The organism is Agrobacterium tumefaciens (assembly GCF_005221325.1).
GTDB lineage: Bacteria > Pseudomonadota > Alphaproteobacteria > Rhizobiales > Rhizobiaceae > Agrobacterium.
This window is the reverse complement of sequence record NZ_CP039888.1, coordinates 2,585,438-2,606,448: the sequence shown is the minus strand read 5'-3', so window position 1 is coordinate 2,606,448 and position 21,011 is coordinate 2,585,438. Positions and strand designations below refer to the sequence as shown.

Sequence of the window (21,011 nt, the reverse complement as noted above, 5' to 3'; positions counted from 1 at the left end):
CACCCTTTGAGATGCGGTTTCACCATCCCGCTCCATGCTTGAGAATTCAGGAAGTCCCTGCGATGAAAGTCTCCGATACACGTAAATTGCCGCGCCGCACTGTCGACGTCACCGTCATGGGCCTCGGTTGCGCCCAAATGGGCAATCTCTACCGCGTCACGCCCTATGAAGAGTCCAAAGGTGCGTTCGACAAGGCATGGGAAAGCGGCATGCGTTATTTCGATACCGCGCCGTTTTACGGTTATACGCGGTCGGAGCGCCGTCTTGGCACCATGGTGACCGAGCATGACCGGGGTGACTATACGCTCAGCACCAAGATCGGCCGTGTCATGGTGCCGGATGAGACCGTGGGTCCGGAGGAGGATGCCTATATTGCGCCCCTGCCGTTCCGCCCGGTCTATGATTATTCCTATGACGGTATTCTGCGGTCCTTCGAGGCAAGCCAGCAGCGGCTGGGTATCCTGAAGCCGGATATTCTTTATGTGCATGATATCGGCTCCCATACCCATGGTGAAAAGCACCAGCACTATTGGGAGCAGCTGACTACCGGCGGCGGGTTCCGCGCGCTCGGCAAGCTGCGCGAAGAAGGATCGACCGGGGCTGTTGGCCTCGGCGTCAATGAGTGGGAAATCATCAACGACGCCATGGATGTCTTCGATATCGACGTCGCAATGCTTGCCGGCCGTTATACGCTGCTCGAACAGCAAAGCCTTGCTTTCATGAACCGCTGCGCTGAAAGCGGCGTCGCCATCGTTGTCGCCGGCGCTTTCAATTCGGGCATTCTGGCTGGCAACCGCAAATTCAATTATGCCGATGCGCCTGCCGATATCCTCAAACATGTCGACGCGCTGCACAGCGTATGCGAGGAACTGGGTGTCTCGCTGCAGGCCGCCGCGCTTCAGTTTCCGCTCGCCCATCCGGCGTCGGTCACGGTTGTTTCAGGTGCGCGCAATGCGCAGCAGCTCGCCTCCAATATTGAATGGTTCGAGCAGTCCATCCCGGATGAATTCTGGCCCGAGCTGCATAAGCGCGGCCTGATTGCCGAAGGTGCGCCCGTGCCCGGCGGAAAGGCCTGAGGCAATGCTCATAGACGCCCACCAGCATTTCTGGTTGATGAAGGATCGCGCCGGGCAATGGCCGCCGCCATCGCTTGCTGCCATCTACCGGGATTTTCTTCCGGCCGATCTGTCGCCACTGCTTGATGCCGCCGGGGTTTCCGGCACGGTGCTGGTGCAGACGATGGAGACGGCGGCCGATACGGATTTCATGCTGGAACTGGCAGAGAAAACCGATTTCATCAAGGGCGTGGTCGGCTGGGTGGACATGAAGTCTGCTGAAGCGGTGGCGGAAATCGCCCGCCGGGCGAAACATCCGGCCTTCAAGGGTGCGCGCCCCATGCTTCAGGGCATGGAAGATGTCGCCTGGATAGACGATCCGGCGCTGGATGCTGCCGTGGCCGCGCTGGTGAAGCACGGTCTGGTGTTTGATGCGCTGGTCCTGCCGCCCAATCTGCCGCATCTCCTTTCCTTTGCCCGCAGGCATCCAGACTTGCCTGTTGTTATCGATCATGGTGCGAAGCCTCTGATTGCCACCGGCCACTATAGTGACTGGCGGCGTGATATGGCGGCTCTGGCGGCCCTTCCCAATGTCCATTGCAAGCTATCCGGCCTGCTGACCGAGCGTGGTGAGCAGCGTCCGGAAGCGGTGCGGCCCTATGCCGAGACCATTCTGGAACTATTCGGTGGCGATCGCGTGATTTTCGGTAGCGACTGGCCGGTGCTGCGTCTTGCGGGCGATTATCAGAGCTGGCTGGACTTCTGCCGCGATATCGTGCCGGTGAAGGACCATCCGGCAGTCTTCGGCGGCAACGCCATTCGTTTTTACTCCCTTGATGACAGGTGATGCATGCTGGCGATTTTCTGTGACACTCCCGGTCAATTAACCGCCAAGGATCTGCCGAAACCCGTGCGCGGCGAAGGTGAAGTCCTGGTGCGTGTTCGCCGCATTGGCGTTTGCGGCACGGATCTGCACATCTTCACCGGCAACCAGCCCTATCTCTCCTATCCACGTATCATGGGTCACGAACTTTCCGGCACGGTTGAGGAGGCACCCGCGGGCAGTGACCTTTCCGCTGGCGATGTGGTGACCATCATTCCTTATATGTCCTGCGGAAAATGCAATGCCTGCCTGAAGGGCAAGAGCAATTGCTGCCGCAATATCGGTGTGCTCGGCGTCCATCGCGATGGCGGCATGGTGGAATATCTGAGCGTGCCGCAGCAATTTGTGCTGAAGGCGGAGGGGTTGAGCCTCGACCAGGCGGCCATGACGGAATTCCTGGCGATCGGCGCCCATGCGGTGCGGCGCGGTGCCGTTGAAAAAGGGCAGAAGGTTCTGATCGTCGGTGCCGGCCCGATCGGCATGGCGGTTGCAGTCTTCGCCGTTCTCGATGGCGGCGAAGTGACGATGATCGATGGTCGCACCGACCGGCTGGATTTCTGTAAGGACCACCTCGGTGTCGCTCATACGGTCGCCCTCGGCGACGGTGACAAGGATCGACTTTCCGACATTACCGGCGGCGATTTCTTCGATGCGGTCTTCGATGCGACCGGCAATCCGAAAGCCATGGAGCGCGGTTTCTCCTTCGTTGGTCACGGCGGCTCCTATGTTCTGGTGTCCATCGTCGCCAGCGATATCAGCTTCAACGACCCGGAATTTCACAAGCGTGAGACGACGCTGCTCGGCAGCCGCAACGCGACGCCGGAGGATTTCGAGCGCGTGCTTCGCGCCTTGCGCGAAGGGAAAGTGCCGGAGGCGCTGATCACTCATCGCATGACACTTGCCGATGTTCCGTCGAAGTTCGCGGGCCTGACCGATCCGAAAGCCGGGGTCATCAAGGGTATGGTGGAGGTCGCATGACACCCGATACGCCAATCCTGCAATTCGGCACCAGCCGCTTTCTTCTCGCCCATGCGGATCTGTTCGTTTCGCAGGCGCTCGATAGTGGCGAGGCGCTGGGCCGCATTGCAATCGTCCAGACGACCGGCAATGCCGAGAGCCTGAAGCGCGTTGCGGCGCTGAACAGCGGCGCATCCTATCCCGTGCGCATTCGCGGCATTCGCGATGGGCAGGAAGTGGATGAGGAAATTCAGGGTAAGGCCGTCGCCCGGGCTTTGACTGCTACGACCGATTGGGCCGAGGTGCGCCGTCTCGCCTGTGTGGCCGAGGTCATTCTGTCCAACACAGGCGATCGCGGTTATGAGCTGGATTCGGGCGACGGACCCGAGCTTGCCGCCGATTTCACCATCGTGCCGAAAAGCTTTCCGGCGAAGCTTTGCATGCTGCTGCTGGAGCGTTTTGAGCTTAATCCCGAAGCGCCTGTTTCGATCTTCCCCTGCGAGCTCGTGCCGCGTAACGGCGAAAAGCTGAGCCAAGTCATTCGCCGGCTTGCGGATGAATGGCAATTGCCGGCGGGTTTTGCCTTCTATCTGAATGAGAAGTGCCGTTTCGCCAATAGTCTGGTGGATCGTATCGTCTCCGAGCCGATCGATCCGGTCGGCGCTGTTGCGGAACCCTATGCACTCTGGGCGATCGAGAAGCAGGAAGGCCTAGTGCTTCCCTGCACGCACCCCGCGGTGGTGCTGACTGATGATCTCGACCACTATGAAAAGCTGAAGCTTTTCCTGCTCAACCTCGGCCATTCCTATCTGGCGGAGCGCTGGGCGCAGGATGCACGCCCGAAGGACGAGACGGTGCGGCAGGCCATGGCTGACGACGCTCTGGTGGCTGATCTGGAAGCACTCTGGCGCGACGAGGTTCTGCCGGTTTTTGCGACTGAGGGTATGGGCGGCGAGGCGCAAACCTATATTCGCGTGTTGCGGGAGCGTTTGCGCAATCCTTTTCTTGCGCATCGCCTTGCCGATATCGCCGGCAATCATGACGAAAAGAAGCGCCGCCGCTTCGTGCCGGTCATTGCCGCCGCCGAAAGGCTGGAACTGAAGCTGCCGCAGTCGAAGCTGCGTGCGGCGCTTGCCACCATCGAGCAATAACGGAGTTTTTCATGCAGCGCATGGGCATGGTCATAGGCGTCAAGCCGGAGATGATCGCAGAATATAAAAGGCTGCACGCCGCGGTCTGGCCAGAGGTTCTGGCGTTGATCAGCGAAAGCAACATTCGCAATTACACGATCTTCCTGCGCGAGCCGGAAAATCTGCTTTTCGGCTATTGGGAATATCACGGCAGTGATTTCAGCGCCGATATGGCGAAGATAGCTGCGAGCCCGAAAAACCAGGAATGGTGGTCATTCACCATTCCCTGCCAGCAGCCCCTCGAAAGCCGCAAGGAAGGCGAGTGGTGGGCGATGATGGAAGAAACCTTCCACCTCGATTGAACGATTTTCTTTGACACTGACCGCGAGTAACCGGCCATGACCAAAATTACAGATCTGCGTGTTTTCGACCTGCGTTTCCCGACCTCCCAGAGCCTCGACGGCTCTGACGCGATGAATCCCGACCCGGATTATTCGGCGGCTTACGTCATTCTCGATACGGACGAGCCGGGCCTGAAGGGCCATGGCCTGACCTTCACCATCGGCCGAGGCAATGACATATGCTGCATGGCCATCGAAGCGATGCGCCATCTGGTGGTCGGCACTGATCTTGCCACCGTCACGGAAAACCCCGGCAAATATTGGCGACATCTGACGAGTGATAGCCAGCTGCGCTGGATCGGCCCGGACAAGGGCGCGATGCATCTTGCCACCGGTGCCGTGGTCAACGCGGTATGGGATCTGCTGGCCAAGAAGGCCGGCAAGCCGGTATGGCAGCTTGTGGCCGATATGAGCCCGGAAGAAATCGCCGATATCGTTGATTATCGTTATCTCACTGACGTGCTGACCCGCGACGATGCGCTGGCGATCCTCAGAAAGGCCGAGGCCGGCAAGAAGGAACGCATCGAGACGCTGAAGAACGAAGGGTATGCATGCTATACGACGTCAGCCGGCTGGCTGGGTTACGACGATGCCAAGCTGCGCCGTCTTTGCCAGGAAGCGATCGATGCCGGTTTCAACCATGTGAAGATGAAGGTCGGCCGCGATCTCGAAGACGACATCCGCCGTCTCACTATTGCCCGTGAAGTGATCGGCCCCGACCGTTATCTGATGATCGACGCCAACCAGGTATGGGAAGTGGATCAGGCGATCGAGTGGGTGAATAAGCTCGCCTTTTCCAAGCCGTTCTTCATCGAAGAGCCGACGAGCCCGGATGATGTGGCTGGCCACCGCAAGATTCGCGCCGCCATCGGCCCGGTGAAGGTGGCAACCGGTGAAATGTGCCAGAACCGCATCATGTTCAAGCAGTTCATCGCCGAAGGCGCAATTGATGTCGTACAGATCGACAGCTGCCGTATGGGCGGTCTGAACGAGGTGCTGGCTGTTTTGCTGATCGCGGCAAAATACAATTTGCCGGTCTGGCCACATGCGGGCGGCGTCGGCCTTTGCGAATATGTGCAGCATCTGTCGATGATCGACTATCTCGTGGTATCAGGCACCAAGGAAGGTCGCGTGATCGAATATGTCGACCATCTGCATGAGCACTTCATCGAGCCCTGCGATATCCGCAACGCGGCTTATATGCCGCCGAAGCTGCCGGGCTTCTCCATCGAAATGAAGCCGGAGTCGATCGAGACCTACACTTTCGAGGAGTGATCGAAAGATCGCAGCGCCTCTTCGAGGCGCTGCCACTCAGCTTCGCTGCCGGGAAGGCCGAAACGCATGTCATAAGGCCTTTCGTCAAAGATGCGCACCAGAATGCCGCGACGGCCGAGATGCTCGAACAGTACCTTGCTGCGCTCGTCCCGCACCAGCGTGAACAGGGACGTGCCGCCGGCGATTTTCAGCCCTGCCTTTTCCAGCAGCGCGTTCAAGCGCCTTGCTTCCTCCGCGAGCCGCAGACGCATGGATGACTGCCACTCCCTGTCTGCCAGCGCTTCGGTCGCGATATGCAGCGCCGGGCCGGAAACCGCCCAGGGGCCAAGCCTTGCTTCCAGTTCGGCAGCGATGTCGGGATGCGCAATTGCGAAGCCCAATCGCACGCCCGCCATGCCATAAAATTTTCCGAAGGATCGCAGGATTACCAGCGCGTCGCTACCGGCTGCATCCGCGAGGCTTTCGGCGCCGCCCGTTTCGATGAAGGCTTCATCCACGACGAGCAGGCCGCCTTTGCGGCGTATTGCTCCTGCCAGCGTGAGTAAAGCTTCGCGATCGGTGATGCGACCATCGGGATTGTTGGGATTGACCACTACCGCATAGCCGTAAGCCGACAGATCGCTGATGTTTTCCACTTCGTTGACGGTTAGCCCCGCCATGCGTGCGGTGCGGGCATGTTCCGCATAGGCGGGTGAAAGCACGGCACCGTTTTGGGCTCCACGATTGATGGCGATCTGCGCCAGCAAAGGCATCAGCATCTGGGTGCCGGGAGAGAGTGTCACATGCTGCGCGGAAGGCGCGCCGAAATGGGTTGCCGCCAGCTGTTTAAGCTCCTCGGCGGTGCCGGGTTCCGGCAGACGGGTGAATGCGCTGGCAGGAATGGGTGAATGCGGATAGGAGTGCGGGTTGATCCCGGTCGAAAGGTCGATCCACGGTTCAGGCGCTTGCCGAAACATCAGGCGCGCCTTGCCGAGATTGCCGCCGTGACGGATCGCTCCTTGAGCCTTTTCTGGTACTGTCTCGCCCATGTTCTTTGCTATCGCTTTCCTGTCGCTCGTGATCGAACGCCTGACCGGCTATCCGGACTGGCTGTTCAAACGCCTCGGCCACCCCGTCACCTGGATCGGTTCGCTTATCGCGCTCATGGACAAAAAATGGAACCGGGAGAATGCGTCATTTTCTCAACGCAAGGCCGCAGGTGTTGTGGCGCTGGTTGCTTTTGTCGGGCTGACGGTGATCCTTGCATGGTTTGCGCAATCGGTTCTGCTTTTCCTGCCCTTCGGTCTGCTGGCCGTGGCGATACTCGGCGCTTCGCTTCCGGCGCAAAAAAGTCTGGAACAGCATGTGGAGGCAGTCGCCACGGCGCTGGAGCGCGAGGGGGTGGAGGGCGGCCGCAAGGCGGTGTCGATGATCGTCGGGCGTGATCCGCAAAAGCTGGATGAGGCGGCGATCTGCCGGGCGGCGATCGAAAGTCTCGCCGAGAATTTTTCCGATGGCATCGTCGCCCCTGCCTTCTGGCTCGGGCTTCTGGGTCTGCCGGGCGGTGCGGCTTACAAGGCGATCAACACGGCAGACAGCATGATCGGCCATCGTTCGACGCGCCATGAGGCCTTTGGCTGGGCTTCGGCCCGGCTGGATGATCTCGTCAATCTGCCGGCCTCGAGGCTGAGTGGCAGCCTCTTTGTGATCGCCGCATTTTTTGTTGAGGGCGCGTCGCCAAAAGCGGCCATTGCTGCGATCCGTCGCGATGCGCGCCACCACCGCTCCCCCAATGCCGGCTGGCCGGAGGCGGCGCTGGCCGGTGCGCTGGGTTTTGCGCTTGCCGGGCCGCGTTCCTATGGCGGGCAGATGATCGAGGCGCGTTTCATGGGCGAAGGGGGAAGGTCGGCGCTGGTTGCCGGTGATATTCGAAGGGCACTGCGGCTGGCGCGGATCGCGGACCTGTTGCTGATCGGCCTGTTCGGGCTTCTGGCGATCCTTATCGCGCTATAGCAAGCAGCCTGTCGAGATCGAGGTGCTGTTCCATATGCTCAGCCAGACGGTCGAGAACCGCATCCACCTGCGCATCATAGTTCAGATCCGTACCCTGCCCGCCGAGACGTTCCAGCCATGCGCTACGCTGGCGATTGTCCGCAAAAAGGCCGTGAATATAGGTGCCGAAGACGCGGCCATCAGGCGAGATGGCGCCATCGTCATGTCCATCGATCGTCGAAAACGGCAGGTTGCCCGCTATTCCCGTAGTTTCTCCGACATGCATTTCGTAGCCGGATAAATCAACACCGTCGAAACTCGTGCCTCGCACGGAAACAAGCCGTTTATCACCCGTCAAAACCGTGTCGATATCCAGCAGGCCGAGCCCCTTGACTGTCGCCGGGGGCCCTTCGATACCATCAGGATCGGCAACGGTTTTTCCAAGCATCTGGTAGCCGCCGCAAAGGCCGAGAACATAGCCGCCGCGCCTCACATGCGCCTTTATATCGATGTCCAGGCCCGCATCTTTCAGCACGGCGAGATCGGCAATGGTGGATTTCGAGCCGCATAGCAAAACCAGCCGGCAATCGGCGGGGATCGTATCACCCGGCCGCACGCGGATCAGCTCCACATCCGGCTCCATGTCGAGAGGATCGAGATCGTCGAAATTGGAGATATGCGGCAGGATCGGCACGGCGATGCGGATTTTTGCGCCGGGTTTCTGCTGGGCCGGGCCGGAAAGCCCCAGCGCATCTTCCGCGGGCAGTTTCGCCGCATCGGAAAAATGCGGCAGAAGCCCTATGGAGGCCCAATCGGTCTTTTCCGCAATCATCCGCATCCCGTCTGCAAACAACGTCGGATCGCCGCGAAACCGGTTGACGATAAAACCTTCGATCATCGCCGCGTCATCGGCGTCGAGCACCGCTTTGGTGCCGACGAGGCTGGCGATGACGCCGCCGCGATCGATATCGCCGATCAGGATAACCGGTGCATCGGCTGCCCGGGCAAAACCCATATTGGCGATGTCATTGGCGCGCAGGTTGATTTCCGAGGCGCTGCCTGCTCCTTCCACCAGCACCAGATCGGCCTGTTGTTTCAAGTGCTCGAAACTATCAAGCACGCGCGGCATCAGCCCGGCCTTCATGTGCTGATAGTCGGCCGCCTTGGCATTGCCGACGATCCTGCCCTGCACTACCACCTGTGCGCCGGTTTCGCTCTGGGGCTTCAGGAGCACCGGGTTCATGTGCACGGAAAGCGGCACGCCCGCTGCCCGCGCCTGCAATGCCTGCGCCCGGCCGATCTCGCCGCCATCGGCGGTGACTGCGGCATTGTTCGACATGTTCTGCGGCTTGAATGGCATGACGGAGAGGCCGCGCCGGGTGAATGCGCGGGCAAGGCCGGCCACCATCAGCGATTTGCCGACATCGGAGCCGGTTCCCTGAAACATCAGCACCCGGGCAGTCATATCAGAATTCTATCCCGGCCTGCGCCTTCACGCCCGCCTTGAAGTGGTGTTTCACCAGCGTCATTTCCGTCACCATATCGGCGGCGTCGATCAGCGGCTGCTTGGCGTTGCGGCCGGTCACGATGACATGTAGATCGGGCCTGCGGTTGGAAAGCGTTGCGACAACCTCATCCAGCGGCAGGTAATCGTAGCGCAGGGCAATGTTCAGCTCATCGAGGACCAGAAGGCCAATGGTTTCGTCTGCCATCAGGGCCTTGGCTTCTTCCCAGGCCTTCGTTGCTGCCGCTACATCACGCTTCAGATCCTGCGTGTCCCAAGTGAAACCCTCCCCCATGGTGCGCCAGACGACCTTGTCGCCGAAGAGTGTCAGGGCCTGCTGCTCTCCCGTCGACCATGCGCCCTTGATGAATTGCACGGCGCCCACCCGCCGCCCGGTGCCGAGCATGCGCAAGGCGAGGCCGAAAGCGGCCGTCGATTTGCCTTTGCCGGGGCCGGTATTGATCATCAGCAGGCCTTTTTCGATGGTCTTTTCTGCAACTTCGGCATCCTGCACCGTCTTGCGGTTGACCATTTTCTGCCGGTGACGCTCGGCTTCGCTGTCGCTGATGTCGCGGGTCATCGCCTTTTCCTTCTCATCCAGCGGCGCGGACCTTATGCCCCCCGCCATTCGGAGCGGCGACTATACTCAATTTGCCGCACCCGGCAATGCGTCGGTCACGGGCGCGCGGCATTGACCCTCACACCCGTTCAGCCTAAGGGTAAGGGACTGACGGTCTTTTCCCGGCAACGGGAAAAGCTAAGAGGGAACACGGTTCCGCCCTGAGAAAGGGCCATTCCGTGGCTGCCCCCGCAACTGTAAGCGGTAAGCCCGCGCCGTAAAGCCACTGGACCTCCATGATCGGTTCGGGAAGGCGGTGACAGGGTGTTGATAGCCGCAAGCCAGGAGACCTGCCGTTTCGGGAAAAAACGTCTGCCGGGCGGGGTGCTCCGGTCAGTCGGTCAGATCGAACAGCCGGTTTGCGCCTGACGCACACCGTTTTCGATAGCCGCACCCCGATGAATTTTAACGTGGCGCGGGAACGGGACGGTTTGGATATTTCATCGACATCTTCATGTGCAAATGCGAGCGCGCAGGACGAAACGACGTCTGGCGTGATCGTCTTCGTTTGCCGCAGCTGTCGCGATGACGCTGATCCGAATGCCGAACCGCGTCCGGGTTCGCGTCTTGCCGATGCCGTCATCGAAAAGGCGCAGGAAACCGGCATTGCCGTTCGCTCCGTCAATTGCCTTGCCAATTGCAAGCGTGGTCTCAGCGCCGTTCTGCGCAGCGCCGATGGCTGGTCTTATGTGTTTGGCGGGCTGACGCTCGGCGATGCGGAAGACCTGCTGACCGGCGCGCGGCTGCTTTCCGCCGCCCCCGATGGCCTGATGCCTTGGCGTGGCCGCCCCGAACCCTTGAAGCGCGGCATGGTGGCGCGCATTCCCCCATTCGATTTTACCGAGGAGAGATCATGAGCACCCTTCTGGACCGCGTTCCCTGCACCATCGTCACCGGCTTTCTGGGGGCCGGAAAAACCACGCTGCTGCGCGGCCTTCTCGAAAAGCTTGACGGTAAGCGTCTCGCCATCATCGTCAATGAATTCGGCGATATCGGCATCGACGGCGAAATTCTGAAAGGCTGCGGCATTGAAAGCTGCCCGGAGGAAAACATCGTCGAGCTGGCCAATGGCTGCATCTGCTGCACGGTGGCGGATGATTTCCAGCCGGCCATCGAACAAATCCTCAGCCGCCAGCCGAAGGTGGAGCATATTCTCATCGAGACCTCAGGTCTTGCCTTGCCGAAGCCGCTGGTGCAGGCCTTCCAGTGGCCGGCGATCAAGAGCCGCGTAACTGTTGATGCCGTGGTCGCCGTGGTGGATGGTGCGGCTCTGGCCGAAGGTCAGGTCGCCCACGACATGGAAGCGCTTGCTGCCCAGCGCGCCAATGACGAGGCGCTCGACCATGACGATCCGGTCGAAGAGGTCTTCGAGGATCAGGTCGCCTGTGCCGATCTCATCGTGCTCACCAAGGCCGATCTTCTCGATGATGCCGGCCTCGACAAGGCAAAGGCGCATATCCTCGAACATCTGCCGAAAGCAGCGAAGATCGTTGTCGCTTCGAACGGCGCCATCGATCCGGCCGTGCTGATCGGTCTCGGCCTTGCGGTTGAAGAGGATATTGAAAACCGCCGCACCCATCATGATGGCGAACTTGACCATGAACATGATGATTTCGACAGCTTCGTCATCGACCTGCCAGCCGTTACCGATCCGGAAGCGCTGGCGGCCCGTATCGCCGAGACGGCCGCTGCCGAAAATGTGCTGCGCATCAAGGGCTTCATCGAAGTCGCCACTAAACCCATGCGTTTGCAGGTGCAGGCAGTCGGCAGCCGCGTCAACCACTATTACGACCGCCCCTGGGCGGCGGGTGAAGAGCGCCGTAGCCGCCTCGTCGTCATCGGTGAAAAGGGTATCAACCGGGAAAAGATCGAACAGATGCTGGCCGCCTGACATAAGTCATTTGCGCATTGTGCGGACGCAAAACCGCGGCGCACTTTTACTGGAAATGCTTTAGATGCATATTCTCGCCACCACATCCTCGTCTCTGGACGACCTGATCGAGCCGGTTGATCTTAACCAGCCCCGCTCGGATGTGGTGGTGCTGTCTTTTTCGGCAAGCGATCTTGCCGGGCTCGAGCAGGCGTGGCGGCAGGCTGGAGATAGGCTCCCTTCCCTCTCCGCCGCGAACCTGTCCGAGCTTCGGCATCCGATGTCGGTCGATCTCTGGATCGAAAAAACGGCGGAACATGCCCGCGTCATTCTTATCCGGATTCTCGGTGGCGCGGAGCGCTGGCGCTACGGGGTCGATCAGCTGGCCATTCTGGCGCGCAGGCGGGGCATCAAGCTTCTGCTTTTGCCGGGGGAGTGCAGCGAAAGGGATGAAAAGCTCGAAGCGGCCTCCACGCTCGATAAGCCGACGCTTGCCTCCGTTCTCTCCTTCTTTCGCGAAGGCGGCGGGGAGAATATGGGTCGTCTTGCCGCTGGCCTCGCTATTCTGGCGGGCGGCGGAGAATGGCCGGATATAAGGCCCGAACCCCTGCCGAAAGCCGGCTTTTATCGGCCGGATCTGGGGGTCGTGGGGCAGGAAGAGGCTTGTGCCGGGTTTCCTGCCGGTGCATCTGTTCTGCCCATCCTTTTTTACCGCTCCATGCTTCTGGCGGAAGATGCAGCACCCGTCGATGCGCTGTTTCAGGTGCTCTCTGCGCGCGGGTTTGCACCCCTGCCGATTTTTGTCAGCGGGTTGAAGGATGGGGAAGCGATCCGTTTTCTCGAAACGGTGCTGCCCGATCTTCAGCCTGCCGCCATCATCGCCGCCACGGCCTTTGCCAGCCAGACGGATGATAGAGGCGAGACACTGTTCGACCGCCTCGGCGTTCCCGTTTTCCAGGTGGTGATGGCAACCACCCGGCGCGACGGCTGGGCGGAAAATGCGCGCGGTCTCAATCCGTCCGATCTTGCCATGCATGTGGTTCTGCCGGAGCTGGATGGGCGGATTCTGGCGGGTGCGATTTCGTTCAAACAGGCGCGGACGGATGGCGGCGTCAGCCTTCTGAATGTGCCGGAGGCGGATCGAGTCGAGCAGGTGGCGAACCGCATCGCGGCCTTTTTGCGATTGAAATCCGCGCCATCGCAGGATCGTCGCATCGTCATCCTGATGCCGGATTATCCCGGTGCCGCGCCGGGGCGCACCGGTTATGCCGTCGGTCTCGATGTGCCGCAAAGCGTGCTCGAAATGATGCGCGATCTTGCCGGTTCCGGTTATGCCGTGGAGGATATTCCTGAAACAGCGCGGGCGCTGCTTGATCGTATCGAGAGCCAGGAAGCGACGGTCGATCTTTCCACCTATCGGGATTTTTTTGCGGGTTTGACTGAGACCGCCTCCAGCTCGGTGAATGCTACGTGGGGAGCTCCGGAACAGGACGAAGCTTTCGCCGATGGCGCATTCCATTTTCGTGTTGCCCGTTTCGGTCAGGTCTTCGTGGCGCTCGCGCCGGATCGGGGACGAAACGAGGATCGGCGGGTGGATTATCACGATCCCGCCCTGCCGCCGCGCCACGCGCTCGTCGCTTTCGGCGCATGGATGCAGCGCGCGGTAGCGGCACATGCCATCGTGCATGTGGGCGCGCATGGCACGCTGGAATGGTTGCCGGGCAAGACGGTTGCGCTTTCCCGCGATTGTTTCCCGGAAATCGTCACCGGTTCCTTGCCGGTGGTCTATCCGTTCATCGTCTCCAATCCCGGTGAGGCGGCGGTTGCCAAGCGGCGCATTGCGGCGGTCACCATCGGCCATGTTCCGCCGGTGCTTCTTAATGCCGGGCTTTCGCCGGAACAGTTGGCGCTGGAACAGCTGGTCGATGAATACGCGCAGGCCGATGGCCTTGATCGCCGCCGCCGCGACCGGCTGGCGAAGCTTATCGTTGAAAAGGCGCTGGAAACCGGGCTTGCGGCGGAGGCGGGCGTTGGCGCGAAGGATAACGCCGATACGGCCCTGTCACGTATCGATGCCTTTCTCTGCGACCTCAAGGATTTTGCCATCAAGGACGGTCAGCATATTTTCGGCCGTTCCCCCGAAGGTGAGGCCGATCCTCTCCGTCTTCAGAGCGCGAAGGCCGAGAAGGCCGCGCTGCTTGCGGCGCTCGATGGCCGGCACATCGCCCCCGGTCCTTCCGGTGCACCTGCGCGAGGGCGTCTCGACGTGCTGCCCACCGGCCGCAACCTTTTTGCCGCCGATCCCCGTACCATGCCGACGCCGACAGCTTTCGAGCTCGGCCGCATGGCGGGCGAAGAGGTGCTGCGCCATCATCTGCAGTCCCATGGTGATTGGCCGAAACATCTGGTGTTCGATCTCTGGGGCAGCGCCAGCCTTCGCAATGGCGGCGAGGATGTGGCACAGGCGCTGCATCTGATGGGGGCAAGGCCGATCCATGATCCCGCCACCGGCCGGGTCACCGGCATCGAGGTTCTGCCGTCGGCGAGCCTCGGGCGGCCGCGGATCGATGTGACCTTTCGCATTTCAGGCCTGTTCCGCGACATGTTTCCGACGCTCATCGCGCTTCTCGATGCCGCCGCCAGGGCGGTTGCGCGACGGAACGAAGCGCCGGGCGACAATCCGCTGGCGGAAGAGGCGGCAGCGCTTGGGCATATCCCTGCCCGCATCTTCGGTTCTGCGCCTGGCACCTATGGCGCCGGTATCGAGGAAAAGCTTGCCAGTGGTGCGTGGGATGAACGCGAGGAGCTGGGGCAGGCCTATCTCGATGCGGCGAACCATGCCTTTGGCGGCGCGGATGGGCTTGAGATATTCGAGGATGCCGGCTTTACGGAAATGGTGCGCCGGGCCGATCTTCTGGTTCATACCGGCGATGACCCCGGTCGCGATCTTCTGGACGGCTCTTCCGATGTCGCCTTCATCGGCGGCTTCTCCGCTGCGAAGGCCGCGCTTGGCGGTATCGCCGATATCGTGGCACTGGATACGACCGATCCGGCGCGCCCGCGGGCCAGGTCGATGACGCAGGCGCTGACGCGGGTGGTGCGCGCGCGTGCCGTCAATCCGCGTTTCATTGCCGGCCAGATGCGGCACGGCCCACGCGGGGCGGCGGAATTTGCAGAAACGGTGGACCGGCTGGTCGGCTTTGCCGAGACCACCCATGCGGTGTCCTCCTCGCTGATCGAGGCGCTTTACGATGCCTATTTCGGCAATGAGGAAGTGCGCCATTTCATCCTGCGGGAAAACCCGAAAGCGGCCGAGGTAATGGCCGAGCGCTTTTTATCCGCCCGCCGCCGCGGCCTGTGGCACAGCCGCCGCAATGCGGTGGATGCGGAACTGGAAATGCTGATCCTGCCCCGATCCGAAAGGGTAGGTGCATGATGGCCGCCGTTGCCGATCCCGTTCAGCCATTTGGCCGCCGTGGTCTGTGCCCGGCCTTGTCCGCCCCCATGCAAACCGGCGACGGTTTTTTGTCGCGGGTCGCGTTCGAGGCGGATATCTCGCCCCGTGCGATGGTGGCGCTTTGCGGTCTCGCCGAACGCCACGGCAACGGGTTGATCGATATTACGGCGCGCGGCAGCCTGCAATTTCGTGGCTTGACGCCGCAAAGCGCCCGCGCTCTGGAAAAAGATGTGCTGGCACTCGATCTTCCGCTACGTGAAGGTTTGGCGGTCGAGACTTCGCCCCTTGCCGGCCGGGATGATGCGGAAATCGAGGATGGCTGTTTTCTCGCCGAGGAGATCAGAAAATGCTCCGGCGCCTTGGCGCTGCATGACAAACTCGCGGCCAAAACTTCTGTTGTCATTGATGGCGGCGGACGCCTCTCCATGGGTGATTTGCTGGCCGATATTCGTTTGAAAGCAATCCGGCTGGAAGGTCGGGCCTTCTGGCAGTTGCTTGTGGGCGGGCCGGAAAGCAAGGCGTTAAATGCGGGACTGGTTGAGCCAGTTGCGGCGGCCAGTGTGGTTCTGTCGCTTCTTGTTTTTCTTGCTGAAAAAGGACCGCTTGCCCGTGGCCGCGATCTGGATCAGCAGACGGTGAAGGCGATTTGCGGTGACCGCCTGCTGGATCGCGCAGCTAGGAGCGAGGCCCAGCTTCCCTTTTTGCCCCTCGGTTTGATGATAACGGGAGAGAACCGCTTCGCCGCTGGTATCGCGCCTGCTTTCGGACAGGTTCGAGGTGCCGACTTGGCGCATCTGTGCGAGCGGGCCGAAACGCTTGGTATCAAGACCCTGCGGCCAGCGCCAAACCATAGCCTGCTATTTTTTGGATTATCAACTGCCTGCGATACGTTGCTTGAGGCTGCGGCGGCATCCGGCTTCGTCACGACTTCAGGTGATGCGCGATCTTCCATCGCCGTCTGTCCGGGGGCGCCGGGCTGTGCTTCGGCTTTTCTTCCTACGCACGAACTGGCGGCTTTTGCTGCCGAAGAATGTGCCGCGTTGCTGGACGGTTCCTTTACGCTGCATGTTTCCGGCTGCGGAAAGGGCTGTGCACATCCCGCGTCCTCGCTTCTGACCCTCTCGGGGGACTCTCATGGTCTGGCATTCTCGATTTCCGGCCGCGCCGGTGACCCGCCGGACGGGATTTTGCCCTTCGAGCAACAGAAGACCGCGCTTTCGCGACTTGCCCGTCTCTACGAAAAAGAACATAAGCCCGATGAAAACGCCGCCATCTTTTTTGCCCGTCTGGGTCGGGAGGAGATCGGTGCTGCGCTTCGACAGGATAACCAATGACCGATTATGATTATATTCGCGACGGTAATGCGATCTATGAGCGCTCTTTCGCCATTATTCGCGAAGAAGCGGATTTATCCGCCTTTACTGCAGAGCAGGCGGATATCGCCATTCGGATGATCCATGCCTGCGGGCAGGTGGAGGCGGCAGGCCATTTCCGCTTCTCGCCGGATTTCGTTTCGGCCGCGCGCGGCGCGTTGCTCGCCGGCAAGCCCGTTCTGTGTGATGCGCAAATGGTTGCCCATGGCGTGACGCACGCAAGGCTTCCGGCTGACAACGCCGTCATCTGCACGCTTCGCGATCCACGCACGCCGGAGCTTGCGAAAAATATTGGCAACACCCGATCCGCTGCCGCGCTCGATCTCTGGGCGGATCATCTGGAAGGTGCTCTGGTCGCTATCGGCAATGCGCCGACGGCGCTGTTTTATCTTCTGGAAATGCTGGAAAAAGGTGCCCCGCGTCCGGCGGCCATCATCGGCATGCCGGTCGGTTTTGTCGGTGCGGCGGAATCGAAGGATGCGCTGGAGGCAAGTGCGCTTGGCATTCCCTATGCCATCGTCAAAGGACGTTTGGGCGGCTCGGCGATGACGGCCGCCGCCATCAACGCGATTGCGAGGGCCGGCCTGTGAGTGCTGCTCTTTTTGAACATGCCAAGGGTAAACTCGTCGGCGTCGGCACCGGTCCGGGCGATCCGGAGCTGCTGACGCTGAAAGCCGTACGCGCCATCGAAAATGCCGATGTTCTCGCCTTTTTCTGCAAGAAGGGCAGCGCCGGCAATGGCCGTGGCATCGTCGAAGCCTTTATTCGTCCCGGCACGCTGGAAATGCCGCTGGTCTATCCCGTTACTGTCGAAAGCGACAAGAACGGCGAAGATTATCGCGGCGCGATTGCTGCATTCTTTGATCAGTCGGCAAAGGATATTGCCGTGCATCTCGATGCCGGGCGCAATGTCGCCGTGCTGTCTGAAGGCGATCCGCTGTTTTACGGCTCCTATATGCATCTCCATCTGCGGCTTGCGCCGTCCTATGAGGCGGAAGTCGTCGCCGGCATCACTGCCATGTCCGGTTGCTGGTCCATGGCCGGTTTGCCGCTGGTGCAGGGCGATGACATACTGAGCGTGCTTCCCGGCACGCTGGCGGAAGAGGTGCTCGCGGAGCGGCTTTCCGGCACTGATGGTGCCGTGATCATGAAGGTCGGCCGTAATCTGCCGAAAATCCGCCGCGCGCTCGAAGTGGCCGGCAAGCTCGAAGAGGCGCTTTATGTCGAGCGTGGCACCATGGCGAACAGCCATGCGGTGCGGCTCATCGAGCGTGATGCCTCGCCAGCACCCTATTTTTCACTGGTTCTGGTGCCGGGCTGGAAAACGAGGCCAGCCGGGAGTGAAGCGCCATGACCGGTAAACTCGTTGTTGTCGGCCTCGGCCCCGGCAATGTGGATCAGGTGACGCCTGAGGCGCTGACCGCCGTCCAGTCTTCGGAAGATTTTTTCGGCTATATTCCCTATCTCGATCGTCTGTCGCTTGGCGCTCACCAGCGGCGCCACGCTTCCGACAATCGCGAGGAAATCTCCCGTGCCGAACAGGCACTCACGCTTGCGGCCCAAGGTGGCAAGGTCTGCGTGGTTTCCGGTGGCGATCCCGGTGTTTTCGCCATGGCGGCAGCCATCTGCGAGGCGATTGAAAACGGCCCTTCCGAATGGCGCGACATTGATTTTTCCGTTGTGCCGGGCGTGACCGCCATGCTGGCCGTGGCCGCCAAAGCTGGTGCACCGCTCGGCCATGATTTCTGCGCCATTTCGCTTTCGGATAATCTCAAGCCCTGGGGCATCATCGAAAAACGGCTGATTGCGGCAGCGGAAGCCGGATTTGTGATGGCCTTCTACAATCCCGTCAGCAAGGCGCGGCCGCACCAGCTTGGTACCGCCTTCGACCTGTTGCGCAAACATTTACCCGGCTCGGTGCCGGTGATCTTCGGCCGCGCCGCAGGCAGGAAGGACGAGCGCATTCGGGTTGTGCCGCTTTCGGAGGCGTCGAGCGACATGGCCGACATGGCCACCTGCATCATCGTCGGCTCGGTGGAAACCCGCCTGATCGTGCGTTCCGGCAAGGAACCGATCGTTTATTCGCCACGGTTTTCGAAAAGGGAAAGCTGATGGCGTATGGCGGTGAGCGCATTGGCGATATCCGGCACGGTCACATTGTTCGCGGGCGTATCGTTCAACTGTTGCGGCCGTTCGATCATGATGACCGGCAGGCCGAGCCGTCTCGCTGCTTCGATCTTGCCGTAACTGGCGCTGCCGCCCGAGTTTTTCGATATAACCACCTCGATGCGGTTTTCCTCCAGCATGCGGATTTCATTCTCCGTCACGAAAGGCCCGCGCGCGGTGATATAGCGCGCATCCGGCGCCTTCAGCGGCGGTTCCACCGGGTCGACGCTGCGGATGAGGTAGCTGTGCTGGGGCGCGGCTTCGAAAGGAAGAAGCTCCTGACGGCCGAGCGCCAGAAACACACGTCTGCCCGCGGTGCCCAGCGCGGCAACGGCCTGTCCGACGGTATGAACACTCTGCCATGTATCGCCCGGCTGACGCGGCCAGACGGGACGCGAGAGCACAATCAGTGGAACATCGGCAAGCCTTGCCGCCTCAACGGCATTGGCGGAAATCCTGGCCGCATAGGGATGAGTGGCATCCACCAGAATATCGAAATTTTCGGCACGGATGAAATCCGCCAGCCCTGCCGCGCCGCCAAACCCGCCGCTGCGCATCGGCACGGGCTGTTCCACCGGCGAGAGCGTGCGCCCGGCCATCGACAGCAAAATTCGGTAGCCGGCGTCTTCCGCAAGCCGGCCGGCCAGAATGCGGGCATCCGCCGTGCCGCCAAGGATGAGTATGGAGCGTGTCATGACCTCTAAATATTCCCGAACGGCAAAGGCTTCCACTGAAAAGAACGAGAGGCCGTGGCTTTCCATCGTCGGTATCGGCGAGGACGGGCTTCAGGGACTGGGTGAGAATACGCTCCGCGCGATAGAGGCGGCCGAGGTAGTTTTCGGCGGCGAACGCCATCTGAAACTGGCGGCTGCGGCTATTCGCGGCGAAGCACGCGCCTGGCCGGTGCCGTTCGATGTTGAAATGAGCGATGTTCTCGCATTGCGCGGCCGCCGGGTGTGTGTGCTCGCCTCGGGCGATCCGTTCTTCTACGGCGTCGGTGTCACGCTTCTGCGGCGGATTCCAGCGGAGGAAACGGTCTGTTATCCCTCGCCTTCCGCCTTTTCGCTGGCCGGCTCGCGGCTCGGCTGGGCCCTGCAATCGGCCGATTGCGTTTCGCTGCATGGGCGCTCCATCGATCTGTTGCGGCCACATCTGCATCATGGCGCGCGGATCATCGCGCTGACGTCCGATGAGCGTGACCCGTCCTTGATTGTGCGGCTGCTGTCCGATGCCGGCTTCGGTCGTTCGGAAGTCATCCTGCTTGAAGCATTGGGCGGAGACCGTGAAAAGCGGCGGCAAAGTCGGGCAGCTGATTTTGGCTTTGAAGATATTGATCCGCTCAATATCGTGGCGATCGAAGTCGTGGCGGACGAGGGTGCGCGCGTCCTGCCTTTTGCTTGTGGCCTTGATGACGGTCTGTTTGAACATGACGGACAGATCACCAAGCGCGAAATCCGCGCGGTGACGCTTTCGTCACTCGGCCCCCGCCGGGGAGAACTGCTGTGGGATATCGGTGCGGGTTCCGGCTCGATCGGCATCGAATGGATGTTGTCGCACCCTTCGCTGCGCGCCATCGCCATCGAGCAGCATCCGAAAAGGGCTGAGCGGATTGCCCGCAATGCCGACGCTTTTGGTGTTCCGGGGCTCGAGGTCATGATCGGCACCGCCCCGGCGGCTTTTGAAGGCTTGTCTTCGCCAGATGCGATTTTTATCGGGGGTGGCGGCAGTGAGACGGGCGTGCTGGAGGCCGCCATCGATGCTCTGAAACCGGGCGGGCGGCTGGTGGCCAATGCGGTGACGCTGGAAATGGAAGCGGTGTTGCTGGCCGCCCATTCGAAATTCGGCGGTTCGATGATCCGGCTGGAAGTTTCGCGGTCTGCTGCCGTCGGTTCCATGTCCGGTTGGCGTCCGGCCATGCCGGTGACACAATGGAGCTGGGTGAAGCCATGGTGACCGTGGCCGGCATAGGCTGCCGCAAAGGTGCCCCGTCGGACGCGATTGTCGCGGCTGTGCGGGCTGCCGAGCGTGCCTTTGGCATGACGGTCGACTATCTGGCGACTGCGCCGCTGAAGGCCGACGAGGCCGGTCTTGTGGCGGCGGCGAAGAGTCTGTCGCTGTCGCTTGAAATCGTGGCGCAGGAACGGCTCGAAGCGGTTGCCGCTGAGACAATAACATTTTCACAGGCCAGCCTCGATCACGCTAGTTCGCCAAGCGTCAGCGAAGCAGCGGCTCTTGCGGCGGCTGGAGCAAGTGCAAGGCTAGTCGCGCCACGCCTCGTGGTCGGTCACGTCACTGTGGCTATCGCGACGAGCGATGCGCCGCATGGCAGCCGCAGCGCCATCGAATAGGG

20 protein-coding genes and 1 riboswitch are annotated in these 21,011 nt (G+C 61.1%); of the genes, 16 read left to right on the top strand and 4 right to left on the bottom strand.

Translation table 11 applies throughout. The features are described from left to right. Nucleotides 1-62: 62 nt before the first annotated feature. From CFBP5499_RS13285 to CFBP5499_RS13260, 6 genes are read left to right on the top strand one after another with little or no spacing between them, the layout of a single operon-like run. Nucleotides 63-1,076: an aldo/keto reductase gene (locus tag CFBP5499_RS13285; RefSeq protein ID WP_080827011.1), complete on the top strand. Its 1,014-nt coding sequence runs from the start codon at nucleotides 63-65 to the stop codon at nucleotides 1,074-1,076. A 4-nt stretch (nucleotides 1,077-1,080) separates the two neighbouring features. After that, nucleotides 1,081-1,902 (top strand): amidohydrolase family protein, encoded by an 822-nt coding sequence (locus tag CFBP5499_RS13280; protein ID WP_080827012.1) that lies wholly within the window; start codon nucleotides 1,081-1,083, stop codon nucleotides 1,900-1,902. 3 nt (nucleotides 1,903-1,905) lie between these two features. Next, nucleotides 1,906-2,916 (top strand): zinc-binding alcohol dehydrogenase family protein, encoded by a 1,011-nt coding sequence (locus CFBP5499_RS13275; protein WP_080827013.1) that lies wholly within the window; start codon nucleotides 1,906-1,908, stop codon nucleotides 2,914-2,916. Then, nucleotides 2,913-4,046, top strand: a complete 1,134-nt coding sequence (locus CFBP5499_RS13270) for a mannitol dehydrogenase family protein (RefSeq protein WP_080827014.1) — start codon at nucleotides 2,913-2,915, stop codon at nucleotides 4,044-4,046. The genes CFBP5499_RS13275 and CFBP5499_RS13270 overlap by 4 nt, the downstream gene beginning before the upstream one ends. Before the next feature lie 11 nt (nucleotides 4,047-4,057). Next, a complete protein-coding gene (locus tag CFBP5499_RS13265) occupies nucleotides 4,058-4,387 on the top strand; it encodes an L-rhamnose mutarotase (protein ID WP_010972585.1) in 330 nt (109 codons plus the stop codon). A 36-nt stretch (nucleotides 4,388-4,423) separates the two neighbouring features. After that, nucleotides 4,424-5,701 carry an L-fuconate dehydratase gene (locus CFBP5499_RS13260; RefSeq protein WP_080827015.1) on the top strand — a complete coding sequence of 426 codons (1,278 nt, stop codon included), beginning with the start codon at nucleotides 4,424-4,426 and terminating at the stop codon, nucleotides 5,699-5,701. Here the strand turns inward: CFBP5499_RS13260 and cobD are convergent. Then, nucleotides 5,683-6,729, bottom strand: coding sequence for a threonine-phosphate decarboxylase CobD (gene cobD, locus CFBP5499_RS13255; protein WP_080827016.1), 1,047 nt, complete (start codon nucleotides 6,727-6,729; stop codon nucleotides 5,683-5,685). The two genes, CFBP5499_RS13260 and cobD, sit on opposite strands and share 19 nt — an antisense overlap. Here cobD and cbiB point away from each other — a divergent pair. Continuing rightward, nucleotides 6,728-7,693 (top strand): adenosylcobinamide-phosphate synthase CbiB, encoded by a 966-nt coding sequence (cbiB, locus tag CFBP5499_RS13250; protein ID WP_080827017.1) that lies wholly within the window; start codon nucleotides 6,728-6,730, stop codon nucleotides 7,691-7,693. The genes cobD and cbiB overlap by 2 nt on opposite strands. Here cbiB and CFBP5499_RS13245 read toward each other — a convergent pair. Both CFBP5499_RS13245 and cobO read right to left on the bottom strand, forming a co-directional pair. Next, nucleotides 7,680-9,137, bottom strand: a complete 1,458-nt coding sequence (locus CFBP5499_RS13245) for a cobyric acid synthase (RefSeq protein ID WP_080827018.1) — start codon at nucleotides 9,135-9,137, stop codon at nucleotides 7,680-7,682. The two genes, cbiB and CFBP5499_RS13245, sit on opposite strands and share 14 nt — an antisense overlap. Before the next feature lies 1 nt (nucleotide 9,138). Beyond that, nucleotides 9,139-9,756: a cob(I)yrinic acid a,c-diamide adenosyltransferase gene (cobO, locus tag CFBP5499_RS13240; RefSeq protein WP_080827544.1), complete on the bottom strand. Its 618-nt coding sequence runs from the start codon at nucleotides 9,754-9,756 to the stop codon at nucleotides 9,139-9,141. Nucleotides 9,757-9,890: 134 nt separating this feature from the next. Next, nucleotides 9,891-10,107: riboswitch (cobalamin riboswitch) on the top strand. 119 nt (nucleotides 10,108-10,226) lie between these two features. Between cobO and CFBP5499_RS13235 the strand changes: the two genes are divergently transcribed. From CFBP5499_RS13235 to CFBP5499_RS13205, 7 genes are all read left to right on the top strand, one after another. Further along, nucleotides 10,227-10,652 carry a DUF1636 family protein gene (locus tag CFBP5499_RS13235; protein ID WP_175416724.1) on the top strand — a complete coding sequence of 142 codons (426 nt, stop codon included), beginning with the start codon at nucleotides 10,227-10,229 and terminating at the stop codon, nucleotides 10,650-10,652. Next, nucleotides 10,649-11,686: a cobalamin biosynthesis protein CobW gene (gene cobW, locus CFBP5499_RS13230; RefSeq protein WP_080827019.1), complete on the top strand. Its 1,038-nt coding sequence runs from the start codon at nucleotides 10,649-10,651 to the stop codon at nucleotides 11,684-11,686. The genes CFBP5499_RS13235 and cobW overlap by 4 nt, the downstream gene beginning before the upstream one ends. Nucleotides 11,687-11,750: 64 nt before the next feature. After that, complete coding sequence (cobN, locus tag CFBP5499_RS13225) at nucleotides 11,751-15,101, top strand: cobaltochelatase subunit CobN (protein WP_080827020.1); 3,351 nt, start codon at nucleotides 11,751-11,753, stop codon at nucleotides 15,099-15,101. After that, nucleotides 15,101-16,456, top strand: a complete 1,356-nt coding sequence (gene cobG / locus CFBP5499_RS13220) for a precorrin-3B synthase (protein WP_080827546.1) — start codon at nucleotides 15,101-15,103, stop codon at nucleotides 16,454-16,456. Before cobN ends, cobG begins: the two co-directional genes overlap by 1 nt. After that, the gene (locus tag CFBP5499_RS13215; protein ID WP_080827021.1) at nucleotides 16,453-17,085 is read left to right on the top strand and encodes a precorrin-8X methylmutase; all 633 of its coding nucleotides are present in this window, start codon (nucleotides 16,453-16,455) and stop codon (nucleotides 17,083-17,085) included. The genes cobG and CFBP5499_RS13215 overlap by 4 nt, the downstream gene beginning before the upstream one ends. Then, the gene (locus CFBP5499_RS13210; RefSeq protein ID WP_080827022.1) at nucleotides 17,082-17,849 is read left to right on the top strand and encodes a precorrin-2 C(20)-methyltransferase; all 768 of its coding nucleotides are present in this window, start codon (nucleotides 17,082-17,084) and stop codon (nucleotides 17,847-17,849) included. Before CFBP5499_RS13215 ends, CFBP5499_RS13210 begins: the two co-directional genes overlap by 4 nt. Beyond that, a complete protein-coding gene (locus CFBP5499_RS13205; RefSeq protein WP_080827023.1) occupies nucleotides 17,846-18,607 on the top strand; it encodes a precorrin-3B C(17)-methyltransferase in 762 nt (253 codons plus the stop codon). Before CFBP5499_RS13210 ends, CFBP5499_RS13205 begins: the two co-directional genes overlap by 4 nt. On the opposite strand, the gene CFBP5499_RS13200 is transcribed toward CFBP5499_RS13205, so the two are convergent. Then, the gene (locus CFBP5499_RS13200; protein ID WP_080827024.1) at nucleotides 18,574-19,356 is read right to left on the bottom strand and encodes a cobalt-precorrin-6A reductase; all 783 of its coding nucleotides are present in this window, start codon (nucleotides 19,354-19,356) and stop codon (nucleotides 18,574-18,576) included. The two genes, CFBP5499_RS13205 and CFBP5499_RS13200, sit on opposite strands and share 34 nt — an antisense overlap. On the opposite strand from CFBP5499_RS13200, the gene cbiE reads away from it, so the two are divergent. Then, nucleotides 19,355-20,614 carry a precorrin-6y C5,15-methyltransferase (decarboxylating) subunit CbiE gene (gene cbiE / locus CFBP5499_RS13195; RefSeq protein ID WP_080827025.1) on the top strand — a complete coding sequence of 420 codons (1,260 nt, stop codon included), beginning with the start codon at nucleotides 19,355-19,357 and terminating at the stop codon, nucleotides 20,612-20,614. The two genes, CFBP5499_RS13200 and cbiE, sit on opposite strands and share 2 nt — an antisense overlap. Further along, a complete protein-coding gene (locus CFBP5499_RS13190; RefSeq protein WP_175416787.1) occupies nucleotides 20,608-21,009 on the top strand; it encodes a cobalamin biosynthesis protein in 402 nt (133 codons plus the stop codon). Before cbiE ends, CFBP5499_RS13190 begins: the two co-directional genes overlap by 7 nt. Nucleotides 21,010-21,011 lie beyond the last annotated feature (2 nt).

Coding starts and splice junctions, on each gene's coding strand:
- CFBP5499_RS13285 (WP_080827011.1), top strand. CDS start 63: ATGAAAGTCTCCGATACACGTAAATTGCCGCGCCGCACTGTCGACGTC.
- CFBP5499_RS13280 (WP_080827012.1), top strand. CDS start 1,081: ATGCTCATAGACGCCCACCAGCATTTCTGGTTGATGAAGGATCGCGCC.
- CFBP5499_RS13275 (WP_080827013.1), top strand. CDS start 1,906: ATGCTGGCGATTTTCTGTGACACTCCCGGTCAATTAACCGCCAAGGAT.
- CFBP5499_RS13270 (WP_080827014.1), top strand. CDS start 2,913: ATGACACCCGATACGCCAATCCTGCAATTCGGCACCAGCCGCTTTCTT.
- CFBP5499_RS13265 (WP_010972585.1), top strand. CDS start 4,058: ATGCAGCGCATGGGCATGGTCATAGGCGTCAAGCCGGAGATGATCGCA.
- CFBP5499_RS13260 (WP_080827015.1), top strand. CDS start 4,424: ATGACCAAAATTACAGATCTGCGTGTTTTCGACCTGCGTTTCCCGACC.
- cbiB (WP_080827017.1), top strand. CDS start 6,728: ATGTTCTTTGCTATCGCTTTCCTGTCGCTCGTGATCGAACGCCTGACC.
- cobD (WP_080827016.1), bottom strand. CDS start 6,729: ATGGGCGAGACAGTACCAGAAAAGGCTCAAGGAGCGATCCGTCACGGC.
- CFBP5499_RS13245 (WP_080827018.1), bottom strand. CDS start 9,137: ATGACTGCCCGGGTGCTGATGTTTCAGGGAACCGGCTCCGATGTCGGC.
- cobO (WP_080827544.1), bottom strand. CDS start 9,756: ATGACCCGCGACATCAGCGACAGCGAAGCCGAGCGTCACCGGCAGAAA.
- cobW (WP_080827019.1), top strand. CDS start 10,649: ATGAGCACCCTTCTGGACCGCGTTCCCTGCACCATCGTCACCGGCTTT.
- cobN (WP_080827020.1), top strand. CDS start 11,751: ATGCATATTCTCGCCACCACATCCTCGTCTCTGGACGACCTGATCGAG.
- cobG (WP_080827546.1), top strand. CDS start 15,101: ATGGCCGCCGTTGCCGATCCCGTTCAGCCATTTGGCCGCCGTGGTCTG.
- CFBP5499_RS13215 (WP_080827021.1), top strand. CDS start 16,453: ATGACCGATTATGATTATATTCGCGACGGTAATGCGATCTATGAGCGC.
- CFBP5499_RS13205 (WP_080827023.1), top strand. CDS start 17,846: ATGACCGGTAAACTCGTTGTTGTCGGCCTCGGCCCCGGCAATGTGGAT.
- cbiE (WP_080827025.1), top strand. CDS start 19,355: ATGACCTCTAAATATTCCCGAACGGCAAAGGCTTCCACTGAAAAGAAC.
- CFBP5499_RS13200 (WP_080827024.1), bottom strand. CDS start 19,356: ATGACACGCTCCATACTCATCCTTGGCGGCACGGCGGATGCCCGCATT.
- CFBP5499_RS13190 (WP_175416787.1), top strand. CDS start 20,608: ATGGTGACCGTGGCCGGCATAGGCTGCCGCAAAGGTGCCCCGTCGGAC.